Origin of the sequence: Paramesorhizobium deserti (assembly GCF_001558695.1) — a bacterium.
In the GTDB taxonomy this organism is placed as follows: Bacteria; Pseudomonadota; Alphaproteobacteria; order Rhizobiales; family Rhizobiaceae; genus Paramesorhizobium; species Paramesorhizobium deserti.
The window spans coordinates 240,864-260,139 of record NZ_LNTU01000034.1 but is presented as its reverse complement, the minus strand read 5'-3'; the positions used below and the strand labels follow the sequence as shown (position 1 = coordinate 260,139).

Genomic DNA, 19,276 nt, shown 5'->3' with positions numbered 1-19,276 from the left:
TTCCTTTGCCCGAACCGCAATATCAGTGGCATGGCGGCCCTTCCTTCATCATTTCCCCTATCCCCTTCCGGCCGTTCAAGCCCGGCGGATGAAACCCGCCACCAGTGATATGATAAGAAGAGCAAGGAACACGAAGAACAGAATCTGGGCAATGCCCGCGGATGCGCCGGCAATGCCGCCAAAGCCAAGTGCGCCGGCCACCAGCGCCACGACCAGGAAAACAAGGGCATAATAAAGCATTTCCGATCTCCTCTTCGGTTATTCCAACAAAACGCCGAAGGGGAGGATAGGTTCCTTTTAGCTGCGTCCCTCTCTCGTCTTGCCGCGCTTCCCCGAGTATGTCGGTCCCCGGGGAAGCGACGGCTCATGCGATTCATGCCGCTACTTTCGAACTCTCTTCGAAGAACAGCGCCTGGCTGATCAGCGCCTTCACCATCTCCGGATTGAACGGCTTGGTAACGAGAAATGTCGGCTCCGGCCGCTCTCCTGTGAGCAGTCTTTCCGGGAAAGCGGTGATGAAGATCACCGGAATGGTGTCCTTCTGAAGAATGTCGTTGACCGCATCGATGCCGGAGCTTCCGTCGGCGAGCTGGATATCAGCCAGCACCATGCGCGGCTTGGTGGATTTATAGAGTTCGATGGCTTCCTGGCGGGTGCGCGCCACGCCAACCACCTCGTGGCCAAGGCTTTCCACCATCTGCTCGATATCCATGGCGATCAGGGGTTCGTCCTCGATAATCATGATCCTCGTCGCCACCTGCCGCGAGATTTCGAGCGAGGCGTTGGCAAGCAGGGATGAAAACGCCTCTTCGCCGACATTGAGCACTTCAGCCGCCTCCTGCTCGCTGAAGCCTTCCACCGAAACCAGCAGAAAGGCCTGTCTCGCCTTGGGTGCTACCGTGGACAGGTTGGCGGCGGCATGTGCTTCCCAGGCAAATTCGGACGTCGGTTCGGGAACACGAACCGTGGTGGTTTCAAACATTTCGGAGAAAAGCCGATAAAGACCGATACGGTCCGACGAGGTTTCCGGAAAAATAGTGATATCGGCAATAAGCGCTTCGAGGGTTGCTGCTACATAAGCATCGCCGGATGTCTGCGAACCGGTGACGGCACGAGAATAACGGCGCAAATAAGGAAGATGCGGCGCGATACGCGTCGATAATGACATGTTTTTGAGCTCCCTTCAGTTCCGCAAGTACGGTTACGGTACAGCCGTTGCAAAACGCAACATGGGAAAAAAAGTTCCGAGCACACTGGAACTTTTCACGCACTGAAACATTATGAGCCAAAAATGCGGCGTAAAGGTGCGGCACAATTGAAGAATGGCTGGGTTGAATATGACTGAAAAATCCAATCTTCGTCCAAGAGCGGGTCATGGCGGGGCAAGCGAGGCTCGCTCATCCGGCCGGGACGAATTGGGCCCCAATAGCGAGATCGGCTCGAAACTGAGGGCTCTCTATACCTCCATCCAGGAAGAGACCATCCCCGACAGGTTTCTCGATCTCCTCGAAAAGCTCGATCAGGCGGAGCGCCACCGGTCCGGGGCCGATGATCAATGAGTGGCGTTGAGGGAGTGGCATCGTGAACGATGGTTCGACCGAGTTCAAAAGAGATCTTCTGGCGGCGCTTCCTAGCCTGCGCGCGTTTGCCGTTTCGCTGATCGGACAGCAGGACAAGGCCGACGACCTCGTTCAGGACACCATCATGAAGGCATGGGCCAAGCAGGATTCCTTCGAGATGGGGACAAACATAAAGGCGTGGCTCTTCACCATCCTGCGCAACGAGTTCTACAGCCAGATGCGCAAGCGTGGACGTGAGGTCCAGGACAGCGAGGGAACGTTCACCAGCCAGCTTGCCGTCCATCCCTCGCAATATGGCGCCCTCGATCTGCAGGATTTCCGCAAGGCGCTCGATCAGCTCCCCGCCGACCAGCGCGAGGCGATCATCCTGATCGGAGCGTCCGGATTCGCCTATGAGGAGGCAGCGGAAATATGCGGCTGCGCGGTGGGCACCATCAAAAGCCGTGTCAGCCGCGCTCGTACACGGCTCCAGGAGCTGCTGGGCGTCAGCGGTGAATCCGATTATGGGCCTGATGCCACCTCCGCCCCGACGACAACCCGTTCATTTGCCTGAGCTGATTCGCCCGTCGACCGTGGCTTTGAGCGGCCGACGATAAAATTGCGGCGTTCCCGATCATGCCGCGACGTGTAGGCCGGGAGGAATTGTTGAACTGAAATATTTCCGCGTTTGATTACGCCCGATGCATCGATATTGTTTCAGAGGTTTGCGCAGTCCTGCCGCATTGCAAAAAAGATGGGATTTCGCTTTTCGTGTGCGGAAGCTTATGATCTCCAAAACCCGGTCCCCTTCCTTTACGAAGCAGATGGACGATACCTCGCAATCATTGCCTGCTCCTCGCGCGCGCATGGCCTATCGGCGCCAGCTCGCCGTCATCATTTCGCTTGGCCTCGTGCTGCTGACGGCTACCTCTACCGTGTTCCTGTCACGTGGGGTCAACAGGCAGCTCGACGATGTCTCCAGCACTTACCAATTGCTCCAGCAGGCGGACCAGACGCTCCTGCTTGCCACAAATATGGAAACGAGTCAGCGGGGTTACCTCCTGACGCTCCAGAGTTCCTATCTCGACCTCTACCGGGCCGCTTCGCTGTCAATCGACGAATCCCTGAAGCAGCTGGCGGCAATGACACGGGGCAACACGTCGCAGGAAGCGCGGGTCAGGGAGATCGAGGAGCTGACCGCACAAAAGCAGGCGGAAGTGAAGCAGACGATCGAGCTGGCGATTGCGGGTCACCAGGAAAGGGCGATCGCCAATATCCGCAGCGATCGGGGCAAAGCACTGATGGATCGGCTGCGCAAGACGGTCCGCAGCTTCATGGACGAGGAAGACCAGCGGCTGATCGAGCGCAACGAAAAGATAAACCGGACCCGCAACTGGCTGACGATTGCCGCTCTTGCGGCTCTCGCCAGCGCGGTCATGCTTGCATGCCTGCTGTTCAACCGGGTGCAGCGCTATCTGCAGCAACTGAGCGAGGGGCAGTCGGCCCTCATGTCGGAAAATGTGCTCCTGGAGCAGCGGGTGGCTGAACGAACGATGGAGCTTGAGAGCGCACGCGCCCTTGCCGAGCGCGAGCGCCAACGCGTCGAGGTGCTGCTGCAGGATAGCAATCACCGCATCGGCAATTCGCTGGCAACCGTCTCTTCGCTGCTCGGACTGCAACTGCGTCAGGCGACGAACGAGGACGCGAGGAGGGTGCTCATTGCCGCGCGGGACCGGGTGCAGACGATCTCGACGGCGCATCGTCGCCTGCGGCTCGGCGAGGATCTGGAAACGGTGCGGGCCGATGAATTCCTGCAGGCGGTGATCGAAGATATCAGCGTTTCCCTGACCTCGGGCGACAGGATCAATTTCGAGACCGCGTTCGCGTCGCTCAATCTGAATGCGCGCGACGTCACCACCATCGGCATCATCCTTGGGGAACTCGTCACCAATGCCGTCAAGCATGCCTTTCCGGACCATCGTCGGGGAACCGTATTCGTCACCTTCGATCGGGGTGAGGACGGCGTTCTGGCGCTTACCGTCGCGGATGACGGGGTTGGCCGAAAGAACAGAAAGAACAACCACGGGGGGCTCGGCATGCTGGTCATCGAACAACTCTGTGTCCAGTTCGGCGACGCGCCGCATTATGAAGACAACGGGGAAGCCGGTACCAGGGCGGTGGTCCGTTTTCCGACGCTCGAAGTGCGAGATTGAGGACAGAAGCGACAGGAACGTTCTACTAGGCCCGCGCGTTATCGCGGAAGCAATGGATCGGCGGGCGGCCTTCCAGCGGGAGGTGTCCCCGGCATGAAAATTATTGCCGTTCTCAATCGCGAAGGCGGAACATTCCGTTCTCTGGACATCGACAAATTCTGTGCGCAGGCGAGGGAGATCTTCGCGCGCCAAGGCCATGAGCTCGATTGCCGGCCGGTTTCGGCACGAGGTATCACCGCTGCACTCGAACAGGCGGCAATGGATGGCGATGTGCTGATGGCGGGTGGCGGCGACGGCACCGTCTCGGCTGCGGCCGATATCGCCTGGAAAACCGGCATCGCGCTTGCCGTGTTGCCGGCCGGGACCATGAATCTCTTCGCCCGCTCGCTCAAGGTTCCCCCGACGCTCACCGTTGCCCTCGAAGCGCTGGCCTCGGGGGAAATCCGCAATGTCGATATCGCTACTGCCAATGGCCGTCCTTTCGTGCACCAGTTCGCGCTCGGGTTCCATCCGCGTATGGTGAGAGTGAGGAAGAACTTCCGGTACGACTCGCGCCTGGGGAAGATGCTGGCGAGCGTCCGAGCGATCGGAATGGTGATCAAGGATCCGCCGTCCTTTCGCGTGGAACTGACGATCGGCGGCAAAACGGAGCTGCGCAAGATTTCGGCGCTCGCCATATCCAACAATCCCTATGGAGACGCGCCATTGCCTTATGCGCCGGATGTGGAGACCGGGCTCCTCGGTATCTACATCACCGGTCCGCTCGCTTCCCGGGGGTATATGCGGCTGATGGCTGATATCACGCTCGGCCGCTGGCGCAGCAACAGCGATGTCGAGGAGATGAGGGCGAGGGAAGTCGGCCTGCGGTTCCCGCACTTGCGCAAGAACGCCAATGCCGTGATCGACGGCGAACTGGTCCCGCTGAAGGACGAGATCGTCAAGATCGTCATCCATCCGGGAGCGCTCAGGGTGCTGGCGCCGGGAAACAGGGCCCTGCCGGAGACCTGACTTTCCCTATCGTCCCGCTCCGCCACGGCTGTCGCGGCGGCTTTTCTCCCTGGTACCGGCGGCACCTTCGGACATGAATGCATAGACCGCCAGACCGATGATCGGAAGGGCGCTTGCGATGAGCATCGGCCGCTTGGCCAGCATCGGCAGCGCCGCAAGCGCTGTCGCGGTCAGGACTGCTGATCCGTCGACATGCGTGCGCTCCCGCATGCGCCGCTTGTAATACGCATCGGAAATCTTCATCACGATCAAGCCGATGATCGCCAGGGCAAAACAACCGGCAGCGACGATCAGCGCGGCCCAGATATCTCCATAGGTGCGGGCGAGCGCGAGATAGATCGTAACCAGCAGGAACGCTGTTCCTGCCAGCGCCAGCAATCCGATGACGAACATGGTGGCGGCCCGGCGTTTCGTCCGGTGTATCGCCGTGGTCACTTCGCCGCTCACAGCGCCGGTCAGAAACGGGACGAGGAGACGCAGCATCTTAGCGGCGGGCCAGCAGTGCGAGCAGGAAGCCGACGCCCGCCGCCGCGGCGATCGTTGTCAGCGGCCGCTCACGGGCCGTCTGGGAAAGCTGGTCGCGAAGCTCGGTGACGGCGTCCTCGCCGCTGTGATAGGCGCTTTCATAGGTTTCGGCCGCCCGGCGCTTGGCCTTGTGCATCTTTTCCGAACCCAGATTGCCGATGGCTGCCGTGAGGCCGGCAATGTCCTCCTTCAGTTGTGCGATCTGGGCCTGCAGGTCGCTCGACGCGTCACTCTTGCCATCACCTTTGAGAATGTCTTCAGGCTGGTTGATTGTCGTGGATGCACGGGCCATGGTGGTTCTCCTTCAAAATGAGATAAACTGCTCGGTTTAACGGCTTTTCCGCTCGTCCGGTTCCAACACGATTCAAGGCGGCCGAAGCAACGACAGTCGCTTCCGTGAAAGTACCGGCAGAGGCCAGGCTCGAAGCAAAATTGCGTTCAGACAAGTTTGAAGTTGAAATGCTGGATATGATCTGCGCCGGCAGAATGTCAGATCCTGCCGAGAAGCGCGAGAATGAGCAGGATCACGAGAATGAGCCCGACGATACCGCTCGGTCCATAACCCCAGCCGCGGGCATGAGGCCATGACGGGAAAACGCCGATCAGCGCCAGGATCAAGATGATGATCAGAATGGTTGTAAGAGACATGTTCCTCTCCTGGATTTAACCAGGATTCTAACGCTAAACTTTTGTTTTTGTTCCCCTGTAGGGAATAGCGTCAGATGAACATGAAGTAGGCGACCACCGCAAATGCGGCGATGCCCGCCAACACGTAGCCGGCCCGCGAGGCGGGCGCATCCATGCGCGCGGGTTCATATGCTCCAGCCATCGCGGTGCGTGCCGCATGTTCCAGCGTCTGAATGTCCTTGTGCATCATGGCTTGTCCTCCACATTCCCTATCCGGGCCTTGTCGGGGTCGGATGCAGAAGCATCTGAGCGTGATTTGGGGGTGCAATGCAAATGAATTTTCATTGACGGTCTTTGAGCCACCTCAGGAAGAACCCGGCATGAGCGGTTTCGAAGGTTTGCCCCTGGCGTAATGGGGCAGAATGTTGCGGATCACGGCATAGAGTACCAGCAGGGACGGCACCGCGATGAAGCCGCCGACCGGTCCCCAGATCCAGAGCCAGAAGGCGAGCGCCAGAAAGACCGTGAATGGATTGAGCGTCATGGTGCGCCCGATCACATGCGGTGTTACGAACTGCCCTTCCAGGAGCTCGATCAGGAGATAGGTTCCGGCCGGCAGGAAGACGGCATAGCCGTCGAAGGTGGCGAGCCCGACGCCGAAGAGGATCGCCGTCATCAGCGCCGGACCGATATAGATGATGTAGTTGAGCATTGCTGCGAGGCCGCCCCATAGGGCGGGCGAGGGAACGCCGACCAGCCACATCGCCAGACCGACCGCGATCCCCATTCCGGCATTGATAAAGGTGATGGAGAGGAGATAGCGGGAGACATCGGCCTCGACATCGCGGAAGACATGGGCGATGCGCCAGCGTATCCGCCGTCCGACGCACATTGAAAGAATGGAGGCGCGGATCTCGTTGCGCGTGGCGACGAAGAAATAGAGGCTGGCGAGAAAGATCAGCACCTGCCCCAGGATCGCCGGCGCGAGAAAGGCGATGTTCTGAACGGTGCTGCCGTCCTCCACCTTCACCGACATGGCGGTTGCCGCGCCCGTGATATTGCGGATTTGCTCCTGAAGCGCGCCCAGCATTTCGAGCGGCTGCCTCAATGCGATGAGCTGCTGGCGCAACTCCTGCCAGATGACTGGAACCTTTTCCGCCCACACCGACAAGGGCACGGCGAACATGACCGCGCCGAAGGCAATCAGCGTGAAGAAGAAGATGACGACGAGGATCGCAGCCAGCTCCTTGGGCACTCCATGGTTTTCCAGATGGGTCGCGACGGGGCCGAACATCAGGCCGATGACGATGGCGAGCGCCACCGGTGAAAGGATGTAGCGACCGAGGTGAAATGCAATCATTGTCGCGAGGATTGCCAGGAGCACGACCGACAAGCGGGCGGCGATGGCGAGGAGGGCCTCGATATCCAGTTTTGGCGGTAATCTGACGAAGGCCGGGTTGGGTTGAAAGTGTCGCATCGTCCCCTCATTGTGGCGGATATCAACGCGAAATGGGAACATTTGGTTCCTCCGGGGTACTGATGGCGTATGTGGACAAAAGGCATCCTTCCATGCGACACCAGCGCCGTGCCTGCCTTCGAGGAACCCGATGACCGTCACCGATCCCAAAGCCTTCCTGACATCCCTTTTCAAGGCCGCGGTTGCGGCTGCCGATCCCGAACAGATCATCGCCGCCAACCTGCCGCATAAGCCGAAAGGCCGCACCGTCGTCATCGGTGCGGGCAAGGGATCGGCGCAGATGGCGCGGGCTTTCGAAAGGGCATGGGAGAAGGCCGGCAACGGCCCGCTCGAAGGCGTGGTGGTGACGCGTTACGGCTTCGGCGTCGAATGCCGCGATATCGAGATCATCGAAGCATCGCATCCGGTACCCGACGAGGCAGGACTTGTCGCCGCAGGCCGCCTTGTTGCCGCGGTTTCGGATCTCACGGCAGACGATCTGGTGGTGGCGCTGATTTCCGGCGGCGGTTCTGCCCTCCTGCCGGCGCCGCCTGAGGGAATGACGCTTCAGGACGAGATCGCCGTCAATAAGGCGCTGCTTGCCTCCGGCGCGCCGATCTCGGCGATGAATGCCGTGCGCAAGCACCTCTCCACCATCAAGGGCGGCAGGCTGGCCACCGCGGCTCATCCGGCAAAAGTCGTCTCGCTGGTGGTCTCCGATATTCCCGGCGACAACCCGGCTTTCGTGGCTTCCGGCCCGACCGTGCCCGACGCCATCTCGCGCGAGGATGCGCTGAAGGTGGTCGAGCGCTACCGCTTGCCGCTGCCGGAAGCCGCCCTCAAGCACCTCAAGAGCGAGGCGGCGGACGCGCCGAACCCGGACGATCGGCGCTTTTCAGGCCATGAGGTGCGGGTGATCGCCTCCGCCGCCGTTTCGCTCGAGGCGGCTGCCGTGGAGGCCCGCCGCCAAGGCATGGAGGCAGTCATCCTCTCCGATGCGATCGAGGGTGAGGCACGCGAGGTTGCGCATGTCCATGCGGCGCTTGCCAAGGAGGTGCTGGCGAAGGACAGGCCGTTCAGGAAGCCAGTGGTGATCCTTTCCGGCGGCGAGACGACGGTGACGGTGCGTGGAGCAGGCAAGGGCGGGCGCAACACGGAGTTTCTGTTGTCCTTTGCGCTCGATATAGACGGCAGGCGGGGGATCACGGCGCTCGCCGCCGATACGGACGGCATCGACGGCTCGGAGGACAATGCCGGCGCCTTCGCCGATGGCACGACCATCTCGCGGCTGCTTGCGGCAGGCAAGGACGGCGCGACGCTGTTGAACGCCAATGACGCCTGGACCGCCTTTCATGCGATCGGCGATCTCTTCGTGCCAGGGCCGACCGGGACGAATGTCAACGATCTGCGCGCGATATTGATCGAAGGGTGAGGCGCTAGGCGCTGCCCTCACCCAAACACAATTGTCTTATGGCCGTTGAGCATGACCCGGCTTTCGAGATGCTGCTTGACGGCGCGGGCGAGCACGCGGGCCTCGATGTCGCGGCCGGTCGCCACGAAATCATCGGCGCTCATCGCATGCGTCACGCGCTCTGTCTCCTGCTCGATGATCGGGCCTTCGTCGAGATCGGGGGTGACATAGTGCGCGGTGGCGCCGATCAGCTTGACGCCGCGCTCATGCGCCTGGTGATAGGGCTTCGCCCCCTTGAACGACGGCAGGAAGGAATGGTGGATGTTGATCACCTTGCCGTAGAGCCGTTTTGACAGAGTGTCGGAGAGCACCTGCATGTAGCGGGCGAGGATGACCAGATCGGCGCCGGTCTCCTTGACCAGCGCGATCAGCTTCTCCTCCTGCTCGGCCTTGTTGTCCTTGGTCACCTTCCAATAGTGATAGGGGATGCCTTCCAGCTCGGCGGTGCGGCGTGAATCCTCATGGTTGGAGACGATCGCCGCCACCTCGGCGTCGAGCCAGCCGACGCGGATCTGGTAGAGGAGATGCAGCATGGCATGGTCGAATTTCGAGACCATGATGATGATCCTTGGCCGTCTCGCCTGATCGACGATCGCCGTCTTCATGGCAAAGCGCTCGACCGCCGGCTTGATGCCGCGCTCGATGTCGTCCTTGGCAATCCCTTCCGCCACGGTGAAGGCGATGCGCATGAAGAAGCGGTTGGTCTGGCGGTCCCAGAACTGGTTGCTCTCGGCGATGTTCGCCCCGACGCCCGCAAGCTCCGTCGTCACCGCAGCCACAATCCCCGGCTGATCCTCGCAGGAAAGCGTCAGGATGTAAGAATGATCGGCCATATATCCTCCGGGCATGTTCGAGCCTGTTATTTGCCGCACAATAGTTCGGCCGCGGCGGGGGCATTGCCGCAAAAGCGAAGTGGAACGGTCATTTTCCGGCGTCGGCGGCTGCCAATACAGCGGGAATACAGGAAACCGCAAGCGCCTGTTCGCCTATGAAAAAAAACATCGTCATGGGCTAAACACAAAACATGACTTGCATTATCATCTTATGCGCGGTTAAGAGTTCCTCCCAATAAGTCGCGGGCGGCCCCGCAGGACCACATGCCCGGCTTACATCGGATCGGTCGAGAGAGGCTTAGAAGTGTTCAAGGCGAAATTCATTGCGATGGCATTCGGTTGTCTCGCGGTCATCGGTCTTCCGGCATCGGTTTCGGCGCAGGAAGGGCCGGCAGCTCCGCAACCGGGCATGACGGCTCCCGAAGCACCGGCCGCGCCGGCTCCTTCCCAACCCGCCACCCAGCCTGCGGCGCCCCAGACGGGCCAGCCGGCCGACATGCCGGACCAGGCGATAGGGGAGGCCACGACCGATGGCCGGGATCAAAGCATTGAATTGACGTTGCCGCACGATCTTTCGCCTTGGGGCATGTTCATGGCAGCTGACTGGGTGGTCAAAGCCGTCATGCTCGGCCTCGCCTTCGCGTCGCTCGTCACTTGGACGGTCTGGCTCGCCAAATCGCTGGAGCTTGCCGGCGCCAAGGTTATGGCGAAGCGCGCATTGAAGGAAATCACCGAGGCGAGGAGCCTCAACGACGCAGTCCGCGTATTGCACGGACGCAAGGGCGCGGGCGCGCTGCTCGTGCGCGCGGCGGAAGAGGAAGTCCGGCTTTCGTCGGGTGCGATCAAGGGCAGCGGTGAAGGGTTGAAAGAACGCGTCGCCTCGCGCCTGTCGCGCATCGAGGCGGGCGCCGGACGGCGCATGACCAAGGGAACCGGCGTGCTTGCAACGATCGGCTCGACCGCCCCGTTCGTCGGCCTGTTCGGCACGGTGTGGGGCATCATGAACTCCTTCATCGGCATCTCCGAAGCACAAACGACCAATCTTGCAGTCGTCGCACCCGGCATCGCGGAGGCGTTGCTTGCCACGGCGATCGGGCTGGTGGCTGCTATTCCGGCGGTGGTTATCTATAACGTCTTTGCCCGTTCGATCACCGGATACCGTCAGATCCTGGCCGATGCTTCGGCGGGGGTGGAGCGGCTCATAAGCCGTGATCTCGATTTCCGTGCCGCTGGTATCCATGCGGTGCCGCCGGCGCAGCAAGACGTCAAGGCTCCAGCGGCGGAGTAGAAGCAATGGCAGCCAAGATACGCGAAGGCGCTGGCGACGAGCTGGAGGAAAATCACGAGATCAACGTGACGCCCTTCATCGACGTCATGCTGGTTCTCCTGATCATCTTCATGGTGGCGGCACCGCTGGCGACCGTCGATATCAATGTCGATCTGCCGGCTTCGTCGGCGACGGCGCAGCCAAGGCCTGACAAGCCGCTTTACGTGACGCTGAAGCAGGATTTGACGCTCAATGTCGGCAATGACGCGGCGACGCGCGAAACGCTTGGGACGACGCTCGACCGGCTGTCGCAGAACAACAAGGACACCCGCATCTTCCTGCGCGCGGACAAGGCTGTCGACTATGGCGAGCTGATGAATGTGATGAATGCGCTGCGCCATGCGGGCTATCTCAAGATAGCACTGGTTGGGCTCGAGACGATACCGTCAGCCTCCGAAACGCCCGGTGCAGCCCCATCCACGGGAGCTTCGCCCGCACAATGACCCGTTCGCCGCGTCCCGAACCGCAAGACCATCCTCTGATCCAGGCGCATTCCTCCGATCTGCACCGCACGGGTTGGCGCGATGTCGCACTTTGGGGCGGGGCGGGTGTCGTGATGCTGGTGGCCCATGCCGCCGGCGCCTATGCAATTCACCATCTGCAGCCGCCCATTCAGCCGGATGGCTCGCCTCCTCCCGCCATCATGATAGAGCTTGCGCCCGAGCCGATCGCACCCGCCGTGGAAGAGGCGGCACTCGTGCCTGAGGTCGAGACCGAGGAAACGACGGAAGAGCCCATCGAGCCGGAGCAGGCCGAAGCGGTCGAGCCGGTCGAGGAGGTCCAGCCGGAAACGCCGCCCGAAGAGGTGGCCGAGGTGGATCCGGTCGAAGAGGTCGAACAGCCGGAGGAGCCGGTTCCCGATGTCGCCGAGGCGGAAAAGCCTGAGGTGGTCGTGCCGAAGCCGGTTGAAAAGCCCAAGGTGGCCGAAAGACCAAAGCCGAAACAGGAAAAGCCGAAGGTCGTTAAAAAGGTCGAGCCGAAGCAGGTCCAGAAGCGCCAGCCCACGAAGAGGGCGGCTGCTCCGCAGGTGGATGCGAAAAGCGGACCGAAAGTCGCCGCGAGCCGCAACAGCGATACCGATGGTTCGCCGGGGGTGAACTCAAACAGGTGGCAAGCCAAGGTGCAGGCGCATCTCAACCGTCAGAGGCGCTATTTGGAACGCCGTTCACCGGGCATCAAAGGCACGGTGCGGCTGACTTTCAGCATCGATGCTTCCGGCAATGTGATTTCGGCGCGGGGATCTTCCGGGGACTCGGCGCTCGACCAGCTGGCGGTGGAAATGGTGCGCCGGGCGTCGCCTCTTCCGGCGCCGCCGCCGGCGATCGCTAAGTCGCGGATGTCGCTGACAATTCCGATCCGCTTCCGGTAGGGGCTTTGGCGGCCTGTTCCTATTCCGACGACAGCGCCACGGCGGGCTGCAGCCGGGAAGCCTTGCGGGCGGGCAGGAAGCCGAAGATCAATCCCGTCGCGAAGGCGCAGGCAAAGGCGAGCGCCACCGGTCCGATGCTGAAATTGATCGGTGCGCCGAGATAACGGGCAATGACGCCGATCCCTAGTCCAAGGACCACGCCGAGCGCGCCGCCGATCGCCGAGACGACAAGCGCTTCCGTGATGAACTGCAGCAGGATGTCGCGCGTGCGCGCGCCGGTGGCCATCCTGACGCCGATCTCCCGAGTGCGCTCGGTGACGCTGACGAGCATGATGTTCATGACCCCGATGCCGCCGACGAGAAGGGAGATCGCCGCCACCGAGCCGAGAAAAAGCGTCATGGTATTGGACGTCTCGGTCACGGCCTCGCGGATCGAGGACATGTTGGTGATCATCGTGTCGTCGGCCTTGTGCCGCGCGTCGAGCAGCGCCTGGATCTGATCCTGCGTGGTGTCGATCAGATCGCCGTCCTTGACCTGCACGGTGATGGTACGCACGTGCTTCTGCCCGAACAGCCTGAGATTGGCGGTCGAGAGCGGCACGATCACCACGTCGTCCTGATCGTTTCCGCCAGCTCCGGCACCCTTCGATTCCATCACGCCTATGATCTGGAACGGAATCTTCTGCACCAGAACATATTTGCCGATGGGGTTGGAGCCGTTGGGAAACAGCGTTTTGGCGACGGTGGTGCCCAGAACGGCAACCGGCGCATAGGTGCTGACATCGTTCTGGTTGATGAAATCGCCGCGCTCCACCTTCCACGATTTTGCCGTGGTGAAGGCGGGGGTGGTGCCGTCGGCCTGCGACTGATAGTCGACATTGCCGTAGCGCAGCGTCACCGAGCCAGTGACTTCCGGCACGGCGGTCGCGACATTCGGCAATTCCAGAATGGCGTCCGCATCCTCCGGCACGAGCGTGACGATGGAGCCGCTCCCGCGGAAATTGGCCATGCTCGGCCGGATCAGCAGCAGGTCCGATCCCATGGCGTTGATGCGGTCGAGGATCGATTTCTGCGCGCCCGTGCCGATGGCCAGCATGGCGACGACGGAGCTGACGCCGATGATGATGCCGAGCAGGGTCAGGATGGTGCGGAAAAGATTGGCGCGCAGCGCCCGGAAGGCCATCTTGATGGCCTCGGAGAAGTCCGCGATCGCCGCGACGCCGCCACTGATATTCTGCTTCAGCCTCTGCGGCGCCGTCTGGTCGGGAACACGTCGCTTGGTACGATCGGACAGGATATGCCCGTCGCGGATCTCGATCAGGCGGTCGGCTTGCTCCGCCACTTCACGCGCGTGGGTGATGACGATGATGGTGTGGCCTTGCTCGTGCATAGAGCGCAGAAGCGCCATCACTTCCTCGCCGCTCTGGCTGTCGAGCGCGCCGGTCGGCTCGTCGGCAAGGATGATGCGTCCGCCATTCATCAGCGCGCGAGCGATGGAAACGCGCTGCTGCTGGCCGCCCGAGAGCTGGCTTGGCCGGTGGTCCAGGCGGTCACCGAGCTTGAGCGTCGTCAGAAGCTCGGCCGCACGGGCCTGCCGCTCCGACGCCGGCGTCCCGGCATAGATTGCCGGAACCTCGACATTTTCCTGCGCTGTCGAGGTGGCGATCAGATTATAGCTTTGAAAAACGAAGCCGAAGGTCCGCCGGCGCAATGCCGCGAGTTCGTCGGAATCGAGGTTCGATATGTCTTCGCCATCAAGCAGATAGCGGCCGCCGGTGGCGTTGTCGAGGCAGCCGAGAATGTTCATCAGCGTCGATTTGCCGGAGCCTGACGCGCCCATGATGGCGACGAATTCGCCCGCTTCGATATCGAGCGAGAGGCCATGCAGGACTTCGACCGCAAGATCGCCGTTGAAATAGGTCTTGCGGATATTTTCGAGCCGGATGAGGGGCGCATTCATGCTCAGAACATCCGCATGCGCATTCCGCGCGACCTGTTGCCGGCTGTCCGGTTATCTGCTCCATCCGCACTTGATGTCACAACCACGCGGTCGCCCTCCTTGAGGCCGCTCTTGACTTCGGCCTGGACGCGATTGCGCACGCCGACTTCAACGACGCGGTCCTCGGTGCCGCCCGATGCATTGACGATCTTCACCGTCGTCTGCGGCTTGTCGTCCGGCCCGCGCGTGGTGTGAAGGGCCGCGGTCGGCACAAGCAGAACATCATTGGCCGATCCCAGGACGAAATAGACCTGCGCGCTCATGTCTATCATCAATTCGCCATCGGGATTGGGCGCGTCGAAAAGCGCGTAATAGAGCACGACATTATTGGTGGTGTCGGGCTTCGGCTTGATCTGGCGCAGCGTGCCGGTGAAGCGCTTGCCCGGCTGGCCCAGCAGGGTGAAGTAGGCCGGCATACCGATTTTTAGCTTGCCGACATCGGCTTCGGAAACCTGCGCCTCCACAGTCATCGTCGAGAGGTCCGCGACCGTCACGATCGTCGGGGTCGACTGATTGGCGTTGAGTGTCTCACCTTCCTTCGCTGTCTGGTCGACGACGGTTCCGGCCATGGGCGTATAGATCTTGGTATAGCCGAGATCCACCTTGTCGCCGGCGAGCTGTGCTTCCTGCATCCTGATCTGTGCGTCGAGCGCCTTCACATCGGCTTCCGCCGCGGCGAGATCGGCATCGGCCTGATCGACGGTTGCCTGGCTGACGCCGCGCGTTGCCAGAAGCTTGCGCTGGCGATCCGCATTGGCGCGCTTCAGGACGAGTTGCGCCTGCTTGCTGACGAGCTGTGCCTTGAGATTGTCGACCTGGGCACTGCTGATCTCCACCTTGGTCTCGATCGAGCGGGGATCGATCTCGGCGATGAGCTGGTTCTCCTTGACCTTGTCTCCAACTTCCACCAGTACGGATTTGAGCTGGCCGGAAACCTGCGCGCCGACATTGACATCCTTGATGGCGCTGAGCGTGCCGACGGCCGTGATCGCGTTTTCGATATTGCCCCGAGTTACCGGTTCGCTAAGGAAATTCGTGGTTTCCTGCCCTTGCAGGCGCGGAACGACCACGACAGCGGCGGCGGTGGCCAGCACGGCGGTAACGGCTAGCCAGGGCCAGATGCGCCGGCGGGGTTTACGACGGGGTGGCGTCGTCGAGCCCGGAAACACGGTGATTTGCGGCTTCTGCGCGCCGTCTGCGTCATTCTTCGGCTCAGGAGCGGTTTGTCGCATCAGTCTCGTCTACCGTTCAAAGTACAAATTCAAGAATATGATCCGTAAGGCATATAGTAGACGGTGGAGCCTACGGAATAAAAATTACAAATTTTTTAGGCGCGAGTTCCGTGCGCCTGGAAAAATGAGCCCCCCACGCCCCACATTGGGGCGAGTGGAGGCGGTATCGTCCTCAGGCGGTTCCGGTCGAGCCGAAACCGCCGGCGCCGCGTGCCGTCTCACCAGCACTGTCACGTTCTTCGATAACAGCCTGTGCCACAGGCGCGATGATGGCCTGCGCGATGCGCATGCCGCGCTCGATACGGAAATCGTCGTCGCCCAGATTGATGAGCAGCACCTTTACCTCACCGCGGTAATCGGAATCGATGGTGCCGGGGGTGTTGAGGCAGGTGACGCCGTGCTTGAAGGCGAGACCCGAGCGCGGCCTGATCTGTGCCTCAAAGCCGGCTGGCAGTTCGAAGATCAGTCCGGTCGGGACCAGCGCCCGGCGGCCGGGGAGAAGCACGATCTGCCGGTCCTCGGGGACTGCGGCGCGCAGGTCCAACCCTGCCGAACCGGCGGTTTCATAGGAGGGGAGGTCAAGGCCATGCCCATGCGGAAGACGCACGATGCCAAGGCGAGGAGCGGAATCGGAACTGGATATGGTGGACATGCGGGGGACCTTTTCACCACTGGTGCGAAATCGTCAACCGCTATAAGGCCTCGTTACCGGATTTCCAACGGGACGATCGTTGTTTCCTTGATCTCCTCCATCACGAAGGAGGCGGAGACATCGGAAAGCGGGATCCTGGCAATCAGCCGCTGATACAGCCGGTCATAGGCCTTCACGTCGGCCACGCGGGCACGCAGCACATAATCGAGGTCGCCCGTCATGCGATAGACGCCGACCACCTCCGGCAGCGAGGAGACCGCCTCGCGAAACCGTTTCAGCCAGTCCGGATCGTGGTTCGACGTCCTCACCAGGATGAAGACGGAAAGACCGAGGCCGACGCGATCAGCATCGATGAGCGCGACGCGGCCGGTGATGACGCCTTCCTCCTCCAGCCGCTTCATGCGGCGCCAGCAGGCGTTGCGGGAAAGGTGCACCCTCTCCGAGAGCGCGTCGACCGACAGCGTGCCGTCGCGCTGCAGCTCGGCAAGAATCCTACGGTCCAGTTCATCGAGTTCTGCGTTCATATGGGATTTTTGTCTCAAAAAAGGTGAGATGACAAGGATAATTTGGGATGTGTAGCCCGGAAATAATTGATAAAATTCCAAAAATTGTCATTTCAGAGGGATCATAAGGGACATTGACATGACGACCCGCATCACGCGACTTTTTACCGATCATCCGGCATCCGTCGACGAAACCTATTTCGAGCACATGGCCTTTGCGGCGGGCTTTTCCGTCAAGCTCTTCGCCGCTGCCTTCGCCGCAATGATCCATGCCGTCCTGCCCTTCCTGTTCGAAAAGACGGCAAGCGGGATCATCCGCACGCTCTATGAGCGGACGCACGACCGGGGGCGATGAGGCGTTCGCCGCCGCCAGCGCTCCGACCCAAGCAAAAAGTTTTTACTTAAAAGTTGGGAGATATTCTGTAGAGATACTGTATACAGAATATATATTCTTGTGAGAAACGTAGTAAAAAGAATATTTCTGACATATATTATGCTTATTCTTCCAATTCCTCTTCAGGCTGAGGAAGTGAAGAAGGGCAAGGATGTGATTATAACGCCTATTCTTGAAACTGACAGAACGACAAGCGGACAAATCATCTCGCTGCCGCAAGGGAATGTGCAGGTCATCGTTTCAAAATATGAAATCGCACCGGGCGCGGAATTGCCCATACACAAGCACAGCTATCCACGCTACGGCTATGTTCTTGCGGGCATGCTTCGTGTCTCCAACCAGGACACAGGAAAAAGCCGGGTCTTCAAAACGGGTGAATTCATCGTGGAAGCGATCGACCAGTGGCACCAAGGAACCAATATTGGCTCGACCCCTCTCGAACTGCTTGTCATCGACCAGGTCGAAGAAGGAAAGAGCAATATTATCTTGCCCGATAAGGCGCCATCAGGCGTTGCCAATTAGAACGCCGGCGGCGAAGACCAGCGCGCCGCCGAGCACCACCTGGAAAGCGGCGCGCAGGAAAGGCGTCTCCATAAAGCGGTTCTGGATATAGGCGATCGCCCATAGCTCGACGAAAACCACGGCAATGGCGATGCTTGTCGCCGTCCAGAAATCCGGAATGAGATAGGGCAAGGCATGGCCGAGCCCGCCCAGCGTCGTCATTAGCCCGTTGGCGATGCCGCGCTTGGTGGGCGAGCCGCGCCCGGAAAGCTTGCCGTCATCGTGCGCAGCCTCGGTGAAGCCCATGGAGATGCCGGCGCCGACGGAGGCCGACAGGCCGACCAGGAAGGTCTGCCATGTGTCCTGTGTGGCGAAGGCTGCGGCAAAAATGGGGGCAAGGGTGGAGACCGAACCATCCATCAGCCCGGCGAGGCCCGGCTGGATATAGGTCAGGATCATCTGCCGCCGCTCGGTCTCGCGCTCTTCTTGCTGAACGTCAGTCGGAGTGTGCTTGAGCCCGAGACGGTGAGCAAGCGATTCGTGCTGCTTTTCCTCCATGGCGAGATCGCCGAGCAGCTTACGGGTCGACGCGTCGCTGACGCGTTTGGATGCCTCGATATAGAAACGATAGGCCTGGTCCTCCATCTCTTCAGCCGTTTGGCGCACCTTATCGATGCCGAGCGGGCGAACCAGCCAGTCGGGCTTGCGTTCGTAATAGCCGCTGACATGCTCACGCCGAATCAGCGGGATGCGATCGCCAAACCGCTTGCGGTGCATCTCGATCAGCCGTTCGCGATGGGTGCTTTCTTCCGCCGCCATCTCCTCGAAGATCTGCGCCGTCTGCGGGAATTCGTCCTTCAACCCGTCGGCATAGGCGAGATAGATGCGGCCGTCATCCTCCTCGGACGAGATGGCGAGCGCCAGGATCTCTTGCTCGGAAAGCGAATCGAAGGGGCGTCGCCCCGCGCGGAAAAAGCGGCTGAACATGATCGTGGATCCGAGTTTAGAATTATTCTAAACTTAGTCCGGAAATACGAAAAGTCAACGTGCAAAGAAACAGCCTACCCATGCCGGATTGCATGGCTGCAAAGCAGGAAGAGGTGAAGCGTATTCAGAGAATGCGCTGCATCAGGACGAGATCGAGCCAGCGGTCGAACTTGCGGCCGACTTCAGGCAGCCGTCCGGTTTCCGTGAAGCCGAGGGAGGCGTGGAGCCCGACGGAAGGCGCATTGCCGGCTTCGATCCCGGCGATCAGCACATGCACGCCGCGCCGCTTCGCCTCCTCGATCAGCCCGGTCAGGAGGAGGCGACCGATGCCGCCGCCGCGCGCGGCCTTGTCGACATAGACGGAGAGCTCGGCGGTGTGGCGATAGCCGTCGAAGGCGCGGAAAGCCCCGTAGCTGGCATAGCCAATGGTTTGTCCGTCCCGCTCTGCGACCAGAACCGGGAAGCCGCTTGTCGTGCGCGTCTTCAGCCAGGCGCGCCGATCTTCGAGATCGACCAGCGTCTCGTTCCAGATGGCGGTCGTGTTCTCCACGGCATCATTATAGATGGCGAGGATGGCCGGCAGATCGGCTTCAGTCGCGTGGCGTATGATGGACATGAGT

24 protein-coding genes are annotated in these 19,276 nt (G+C 60.9%); 10 read left to right on the top strand and 14 right to left on the bottom strand.

Annotation, left to right across the window (positions count from 1 at the left end; all coding sequences use genetic code 11):
• Positions 1-75: 75 nt before the first annotated feature.
• Both ATN84_RS26270 and ATN84_RS17500 read right to left on the bottom strand, forming a co-directional pair.
• Positions 76-240 carry a DUF1328 domain-containing protein gene (locus ATN84_RS26270; RefSeq protein WP_082766350.1) on the bottom strand — a complete coding sequence of 55 codons (165 nt, stop codon included), beginning with the start codon at positions 238-240 and terminating at the stop codon, positions 76-78.
• A gap of 133 nt (positions 241-373) precedes the next feature.
• Complete coding sequence (locus ATN84_RS17500; RefSeq protein ID WP_068883015.1) at positions 374-1,168, bottom strand: response regulator; 795 nt, start codon at positions 1,166-1,168, stop codon at positions 374-376.
• A 169-nt stretch (positions 1,169-1,337) separates the two neighbouring features.
• Here ATN84_RS17500 and ATN84_RS17495 point away from each other — a divergent pair, with 169 nt between their 5' ends.
• From ATN84_RS17495 to ATN84_RS17480, 4 genes are all read left to right on the top strand, one after another.
• Positions 1,338-1,559, top strand: a complete 222-nt coding sequence (locus ATN84_RS17495; protein ID WP_068883013.1) for a NepR family anti-sigma factor — start codon at positions 1,338-1,340, stop codon at positions 1,557-1,559.
• A 22-nt stretch (positions 1,560-1,581) separates the two neighbouring features.
• Entirely contained in the window at positions 1,582-2,133 is a 552-nt protein-coding gene (locus ATN84_RS17490; RefSeq protein ID WP_068883011.1) for an RNA polymerase sigma factor, read from the top strand.
• Positions 2,134-2,383: 250 nt separating this feature from the next.
• Entirely contained in the window at positions 2,384-3,772 is a 1,389-nt protein-coding gene (locus ATN84_RS17485) for a sensor histidine kinase (protein ID WP_244491115.1), read from the top strand.
• 93 nt (positions 3,773-3,865) lie between these two features.
• Positions 3,866-4,780 (top strand): diacylglycerol/lipid kinase family protein, encoded by a 915-nt coding sequence (locus ATN84_RS17480; protein ID WP_068883009.1) that lies wholly within the window; start codon positions 3,866-3,868, stop codon positions 4,778-4,780.
• Between the two features lie 6 nt (positions 4,781-4,786).
• On the opposite strand, the gene ATN84_RS17475 is transcribed toward ATN84_RS17480, so the two are convergent.
• From ATN84_RS17475 to ATN84_RS17465, 5 genes are all read right to left on the bottom strand, one after another.
• Positions 4,787-5,263, bottom strand: a complete 477-nt coding sequence (locus tag ATN84_RS17475; RefSeq protein WP_068883007.1) for a phage holin family protein — start codon at positions 5,261-5,263, stop codon at positions 4,787-4,789.
• A gap of 1 nt (position 5,264) precedes the next feature.
• Entirely contained in the window at positions 5,265-5,597 is a 333-nt protein-coding gene (locus ATN84_RS17470; protein WP_068883005.1) for an ElaB/YgaM/YqjD family protein, read from the bottom strand.
• A gap of 197 nt (positions 5,598-5,794) precedes the next feature.
• Entirely contained in the window at positions 5,795-5,953 is a 159-nt protein-coding gene (locus tag ATN84_RS26265) for a DUF3309 family protein (RefSeq protein WP_082766349.1), read from the bottom strand.
• 70 nt (positions 5,954-6,023) lie between these two features.
• Positions 6,024-6,182 carry a hypothetical protein gene (locus ATN84_RS27305; RefSeq protein ID WP_161939589.1) on the bottom strand — a complete coding sequence of 53 codons (159 nt, stop codon included), beginning with the start codon at positions 6,180-6,182 and terminating at the stop codon, positions 6,024-6,026.
• A gap of 114 nt (positions 6,183-6,296) precedes the next feature.
• Entirely contained in the window at positions 6,297-7,409 is a 1,113-nt protein-coding gene (locus ATN84_RS17465; protein ID WP_068883542.1) for an AI-2E family transporter, read from the bottom strand.
• 130 nt (positions 7,410-7,539) lie between these two features.
• On the opposite strand from ATN84_RS17465, the gene ATN84_RS17460 reads away from it, so the two are divergent.
• Positions 7,540-8,820: a glycerate kinase type-2 family protein gene (locus ATN84_RS17460; protein ID WP_068883003.1), complete on the top strand. Its 1,281-nt coding sequence runs from the start codon at positions 7,540-7,542 to the stop codon at positions 8,818-8,820.
• A gap of 17 nt (positions 8,821-8,837) precedes the next feature.
• Here ATN84_RS17460 and purU read toward each other — a convergent pair whose 3' ends face one another.
• On the bottom strand, positions 8,838-9,692 hold the full coding sequence (gene purU / locus ATN84_RS17455) for a formyltetrahydrofolate deformylase (protein WP_068883001.1): 855 nt from the start codon (positions 9,690-9,692) through the stop codon (positions 8,838-8,840).
• Positions 9,693-10,020: 328 nt separating this feature from the next.
• On the opposite strand from purU, the gene exbB reads away from it, so the two are divergent.
• The 3 genes from exbB to ATN84_RS17440 are packed head-to-tail and all read left to right on the top strand — an operon-like array spanning position 10,021 to position 12,388.
• Positions 10,021-10,980 (top strand): tonB-system energizer ExbB, encoded by a 960-nt coding sequence (gene exbB / locus ATN84_RS17450; RefSeq protein ID WP_068883540.1) that lies wholly within the window; start codon positions 10,021-10,023, stop codon positions 10,978-10,980.
• 5 nt (positions 10,981-10,985) lie between these two features.
• Positions 10,986-11,462, top strand: coding sequence for a TonB system transport protein ExbD (gene exbD / locus ATN84_RS17445; RefSeq protein ID WP_068882999.1), 477 nt, complete (start codon positions 10,986-10,988; stop codon positions 11,460-11,462).
• Positions 11,459-12,388 (top strand): energy transducer TonB, encoded by a 930-nt coding sequence (locus tag ATN84_RS17440; RefSeq protein WP_068882997.1) that lies wholly within the window; start codon positions 11,459-11,461, stop codon positions 12,386-12,388. The genes exbD and ATN84_RS17440 overlap by 4 nt, the downstream gene beginning before the upstream one ends.
• Positions 12,389-12,407: 19 nt before the next feature.
• On the opposite strand, the gene ATN84_RS17435 is transcribed toward ATN84_RS17440, so the two are convergent.
• From ATN84_RS17435 to ATN84_RS17420, 4 genes are all read right to left on the bottom strand, one after another.
• Positions 12,408-14,348: a MacB family efflux pump subunit gene (locus ATN84_RS17435; RefSeq protein WP_068882995.1), complete on the bottom strand. Its 1,941-nt coding sequence runs from the start codon at positions 14,346-14,348 to the stop codon at positions 12,408-12,410.
• Positions 14,349-14,350: 2 nt separating this feature from the next.
• Entirely contained in the window at positions 14,351-15,619 is a 1,269-nt protein-coding gene (locus ATN84_RS17430) for an efflux RND transporter periplasmic adaptor subunit (protein WP_068882993.1), read from the bottom strand.
• A gap of 172 nt (positions 15,620-15,791) precedes the next feature.
• The gene (gene dut, locus ATN84_RS17425; protein WP_068882992.1) at positions 15,792-16,271 is read right to left on the bottom strand and encodes a dUTP diphosphatase; all 480 of its coding nucleotides are present in this window, start codon (positions 16,269-16,271) and stop codon (positions 15,792-15,794) included.
• Positions 16,272-16,324: 53 nt separating this feature from the next.
• Positions 16,325-16,795 carry an Lrp/AsnC family transcriptional regulator gene (locus tag ATN84_RS17420; protein WP_068882990.1) on the bottom strand — a complete coding sequence of 157 codons (471 nt, stop codon included), beginning with the start codon at positions 16,793-16,795 and terminating at the stop codon, positions 16,325-16,327.
• A gap of 118 nt (positions 16,796-16,913) precedes the next feature.
• Here ATN84_RS17420 and ATN84_RS17415 point away from each other — a divergent pair, with 118 nt between their 5' ends.
• Both ATN84_RS17415 and ATN84_RS17410 read left to right on the top strand, forming a co-directional pair.
• Positions 16,914-17,129: a DUF6356 family protein gene (locus tag ATN84_RS17415; RefSeq protein WP_068882988.1), complete on the top strand. Its 216-nt coding sequence runs from the start codon at positions 16,914-16,916 to the stop codon at positions 17,127-17,129.
• Between the two features lie 138 nt (positions 17,130-17,267).
• Entirely contained in the window at positions 17,268-17,690 is a 423-nt protein-coding gene (locus ATN84_RS17410) for a cupin domain-containing protein (protein ID WP_082766348.1), read from the top strand.
• Here the strand turns inward: ATN84_RS17410 and mbfA are convergent.
• Entirely contained in the window at positions 17,673-18,656 is a 984-nt protein-coding gene (gene mbfA, locus ATN84_RS17405; RefSeq protein ID WP_068882984.1) for an iron exporter MbfA, read from the bottom strand. The genes ATN84_RS17410 and mbfA overlap by 18 nt on opposite strands.
• Before the next feature lie 124 nt (positions 18,657-18,780).
• Positions 18,781-19,272: a GNAT family N-acetyltransferase gene (locus ATN84_RS17400; RefSeq protein WP_068882981.1), complete on the bottom strand. Its 492-nt coding sequence runs from the start codon at positions 19,270-19,272 to the stop codon at positions 18,781-18,783.
• Positions 19,273-19,276 lie beyond the last annotated feature (4 nt).

Coding starts and splice junctions, on each gene's coding strand:
- ATN84_RS17495 (WP_068883013.1), top strand. CDS start 1,338: ATGACTGAAAAATCCAATCTTCGTCCAAGAGCGGGTCATGGCGGGGCA.
- ATN84_RS17430 (WP_068882993.1), bottom strand. CDS start 15,619: ATGCGACAAACCGCTCCTGAGCCGAAGAATGACGCAGACGGCGCGCAG.
- ATN84_RS17460 (WP_068883003.1), top strand. CDS start 7,540: ATGACCGTCACCGATCCCAAAGCCTTCCTGACATCCCTTTTCAAGGCC.
- ATN84_RS27305 (WP_161939589.1), bottom strand. CDS start 6,182: ATGATGCACAAGGACATTCAGACGCTGGAACATGCGGCACGCACCGCG.
- ATN84_RS17435 (WP_068882995.1), bottom strand. CDS start 14,348: ATGAATGCGCCCCTCATCCGGCTCGAAAATATCCGCAAGACCTATTTC.
- ATN84_RS17485 (WP_244491115.1), top strand. CDS start 2,384: ATGGACGATACCTCGCAATCATTGCCTGCTCCTCGCGCGCGCATGGCC.
- mbfA (WP_068882984.1), bottom strand. CDS start 18,656: ATGTTCAGCCGCTTTTTCCGCGCGGGGCGACGCCCCTTCGATTCGCTT.
- ATN84_RS26265 (WP_082766349.1), bottom strand. CDS start 5,953: ATGTCTCTTACAACCATTCTGATCATCATCTTGATCCTGGCGCTGATC.
- ATN84_RS17500 (WP_068883015.1), bottom strand. CDS start 1,168: ATGTCATTATCGACGCGTATCGCGCCGCATCTTCCTTATTTGCGCCGT.
- ATN84_RS17415 (WP_068882988.1), top strand. CDS start 16,914: ATGACGACCCGCATCACGCGACTTTTTACCGATCATCCGGCATCCGTC.
- exbD (WP_068882999.1), top strand. CDS start 10,986: ATGGCAGCCAAGATACGCGAAGGCGCTGGCGACGAGCTGGAGGAAAAT.
- ATN84_RS17420 (WP_068882990.1), bottom strand. CDS start 16,795: ATGAACGCAGAACTCGATGAACTGGACCGTAGGATTCTTGCCGAGCTG.
- ATN84_RS17465 (WP_068883542.1), bottom strand. CDS start 7,409: ATGCGACACTTTCAACCCAACCCGGCCTTCGTCAGATTACCGCCAAAA.
- ATN84_RS17480 (WP_068883009.1), top strand. CDS start 3,866: ATGAAAATTATTGCCGTTCTCAATCGCGAAGGCGGAACATTCCGTTCT.
- ATN84_RS17470 (WP_068883005.1), bottom strand. CDS start 5,597: ATGGCCCGTGCATCCACGACAATCAACCAGCCTGAAGACATTCTCAAA.
- ATN84_RS17400 (WP_068882981.1), bottom strand. CDS start 19,272: ATGTCCATCATACGCCACGCGACTGAAGCCGATCTGCCGGCCATCCTC.
- ATN84_RS17410 (WP_082766348.1), top strand. CDS start 17,268: ATGCTTATTCTTCCAATTCCTCTTCAGGCTGAGGAAGTGAAGAAGGGC.
- ATN84_RS17440 (WP_068882997.1), top strand. CDS start 11,459: ATGACCCGTTCGCCGCGTCCCGAACCGCAAGACCATCCTCTGATCCAG.
- ATN84_RS26270 (WP_082766350.1), bottom strand. CDS start 240: ATGCTTTATTATGCCCTTGTTTTCCTGGTCGTGGCGCTGGTGGCCGGC.
- ATN84_RS17475 (WP_068883007.1), bottom strand. CDS start 5,263: ATGCTGCGTCTCCTCGTCCCGTTTCTGACCGGCGCTGTGAGCGGCGAA.
- exbB (WP_068883540.1), top strand. CDS start 10,021: ATGGCATTCGGTTGTCTCGCGGTCATCGGTCTTCCGGCATCGGTTTCG.
- purU (WP_068883001.1), bottom strand. CDS start 9,692: ATGGCCGATCATTCTTACATCCTGACGCTTTCCTGCGAGGATCAGCCG.
- dut (WP_068882992.1), bottom strand. CDS start 16,271: ATGTCCACCATATCCAGTTCCGATTCCGCTCCTCGCCTTGGCATCGTG.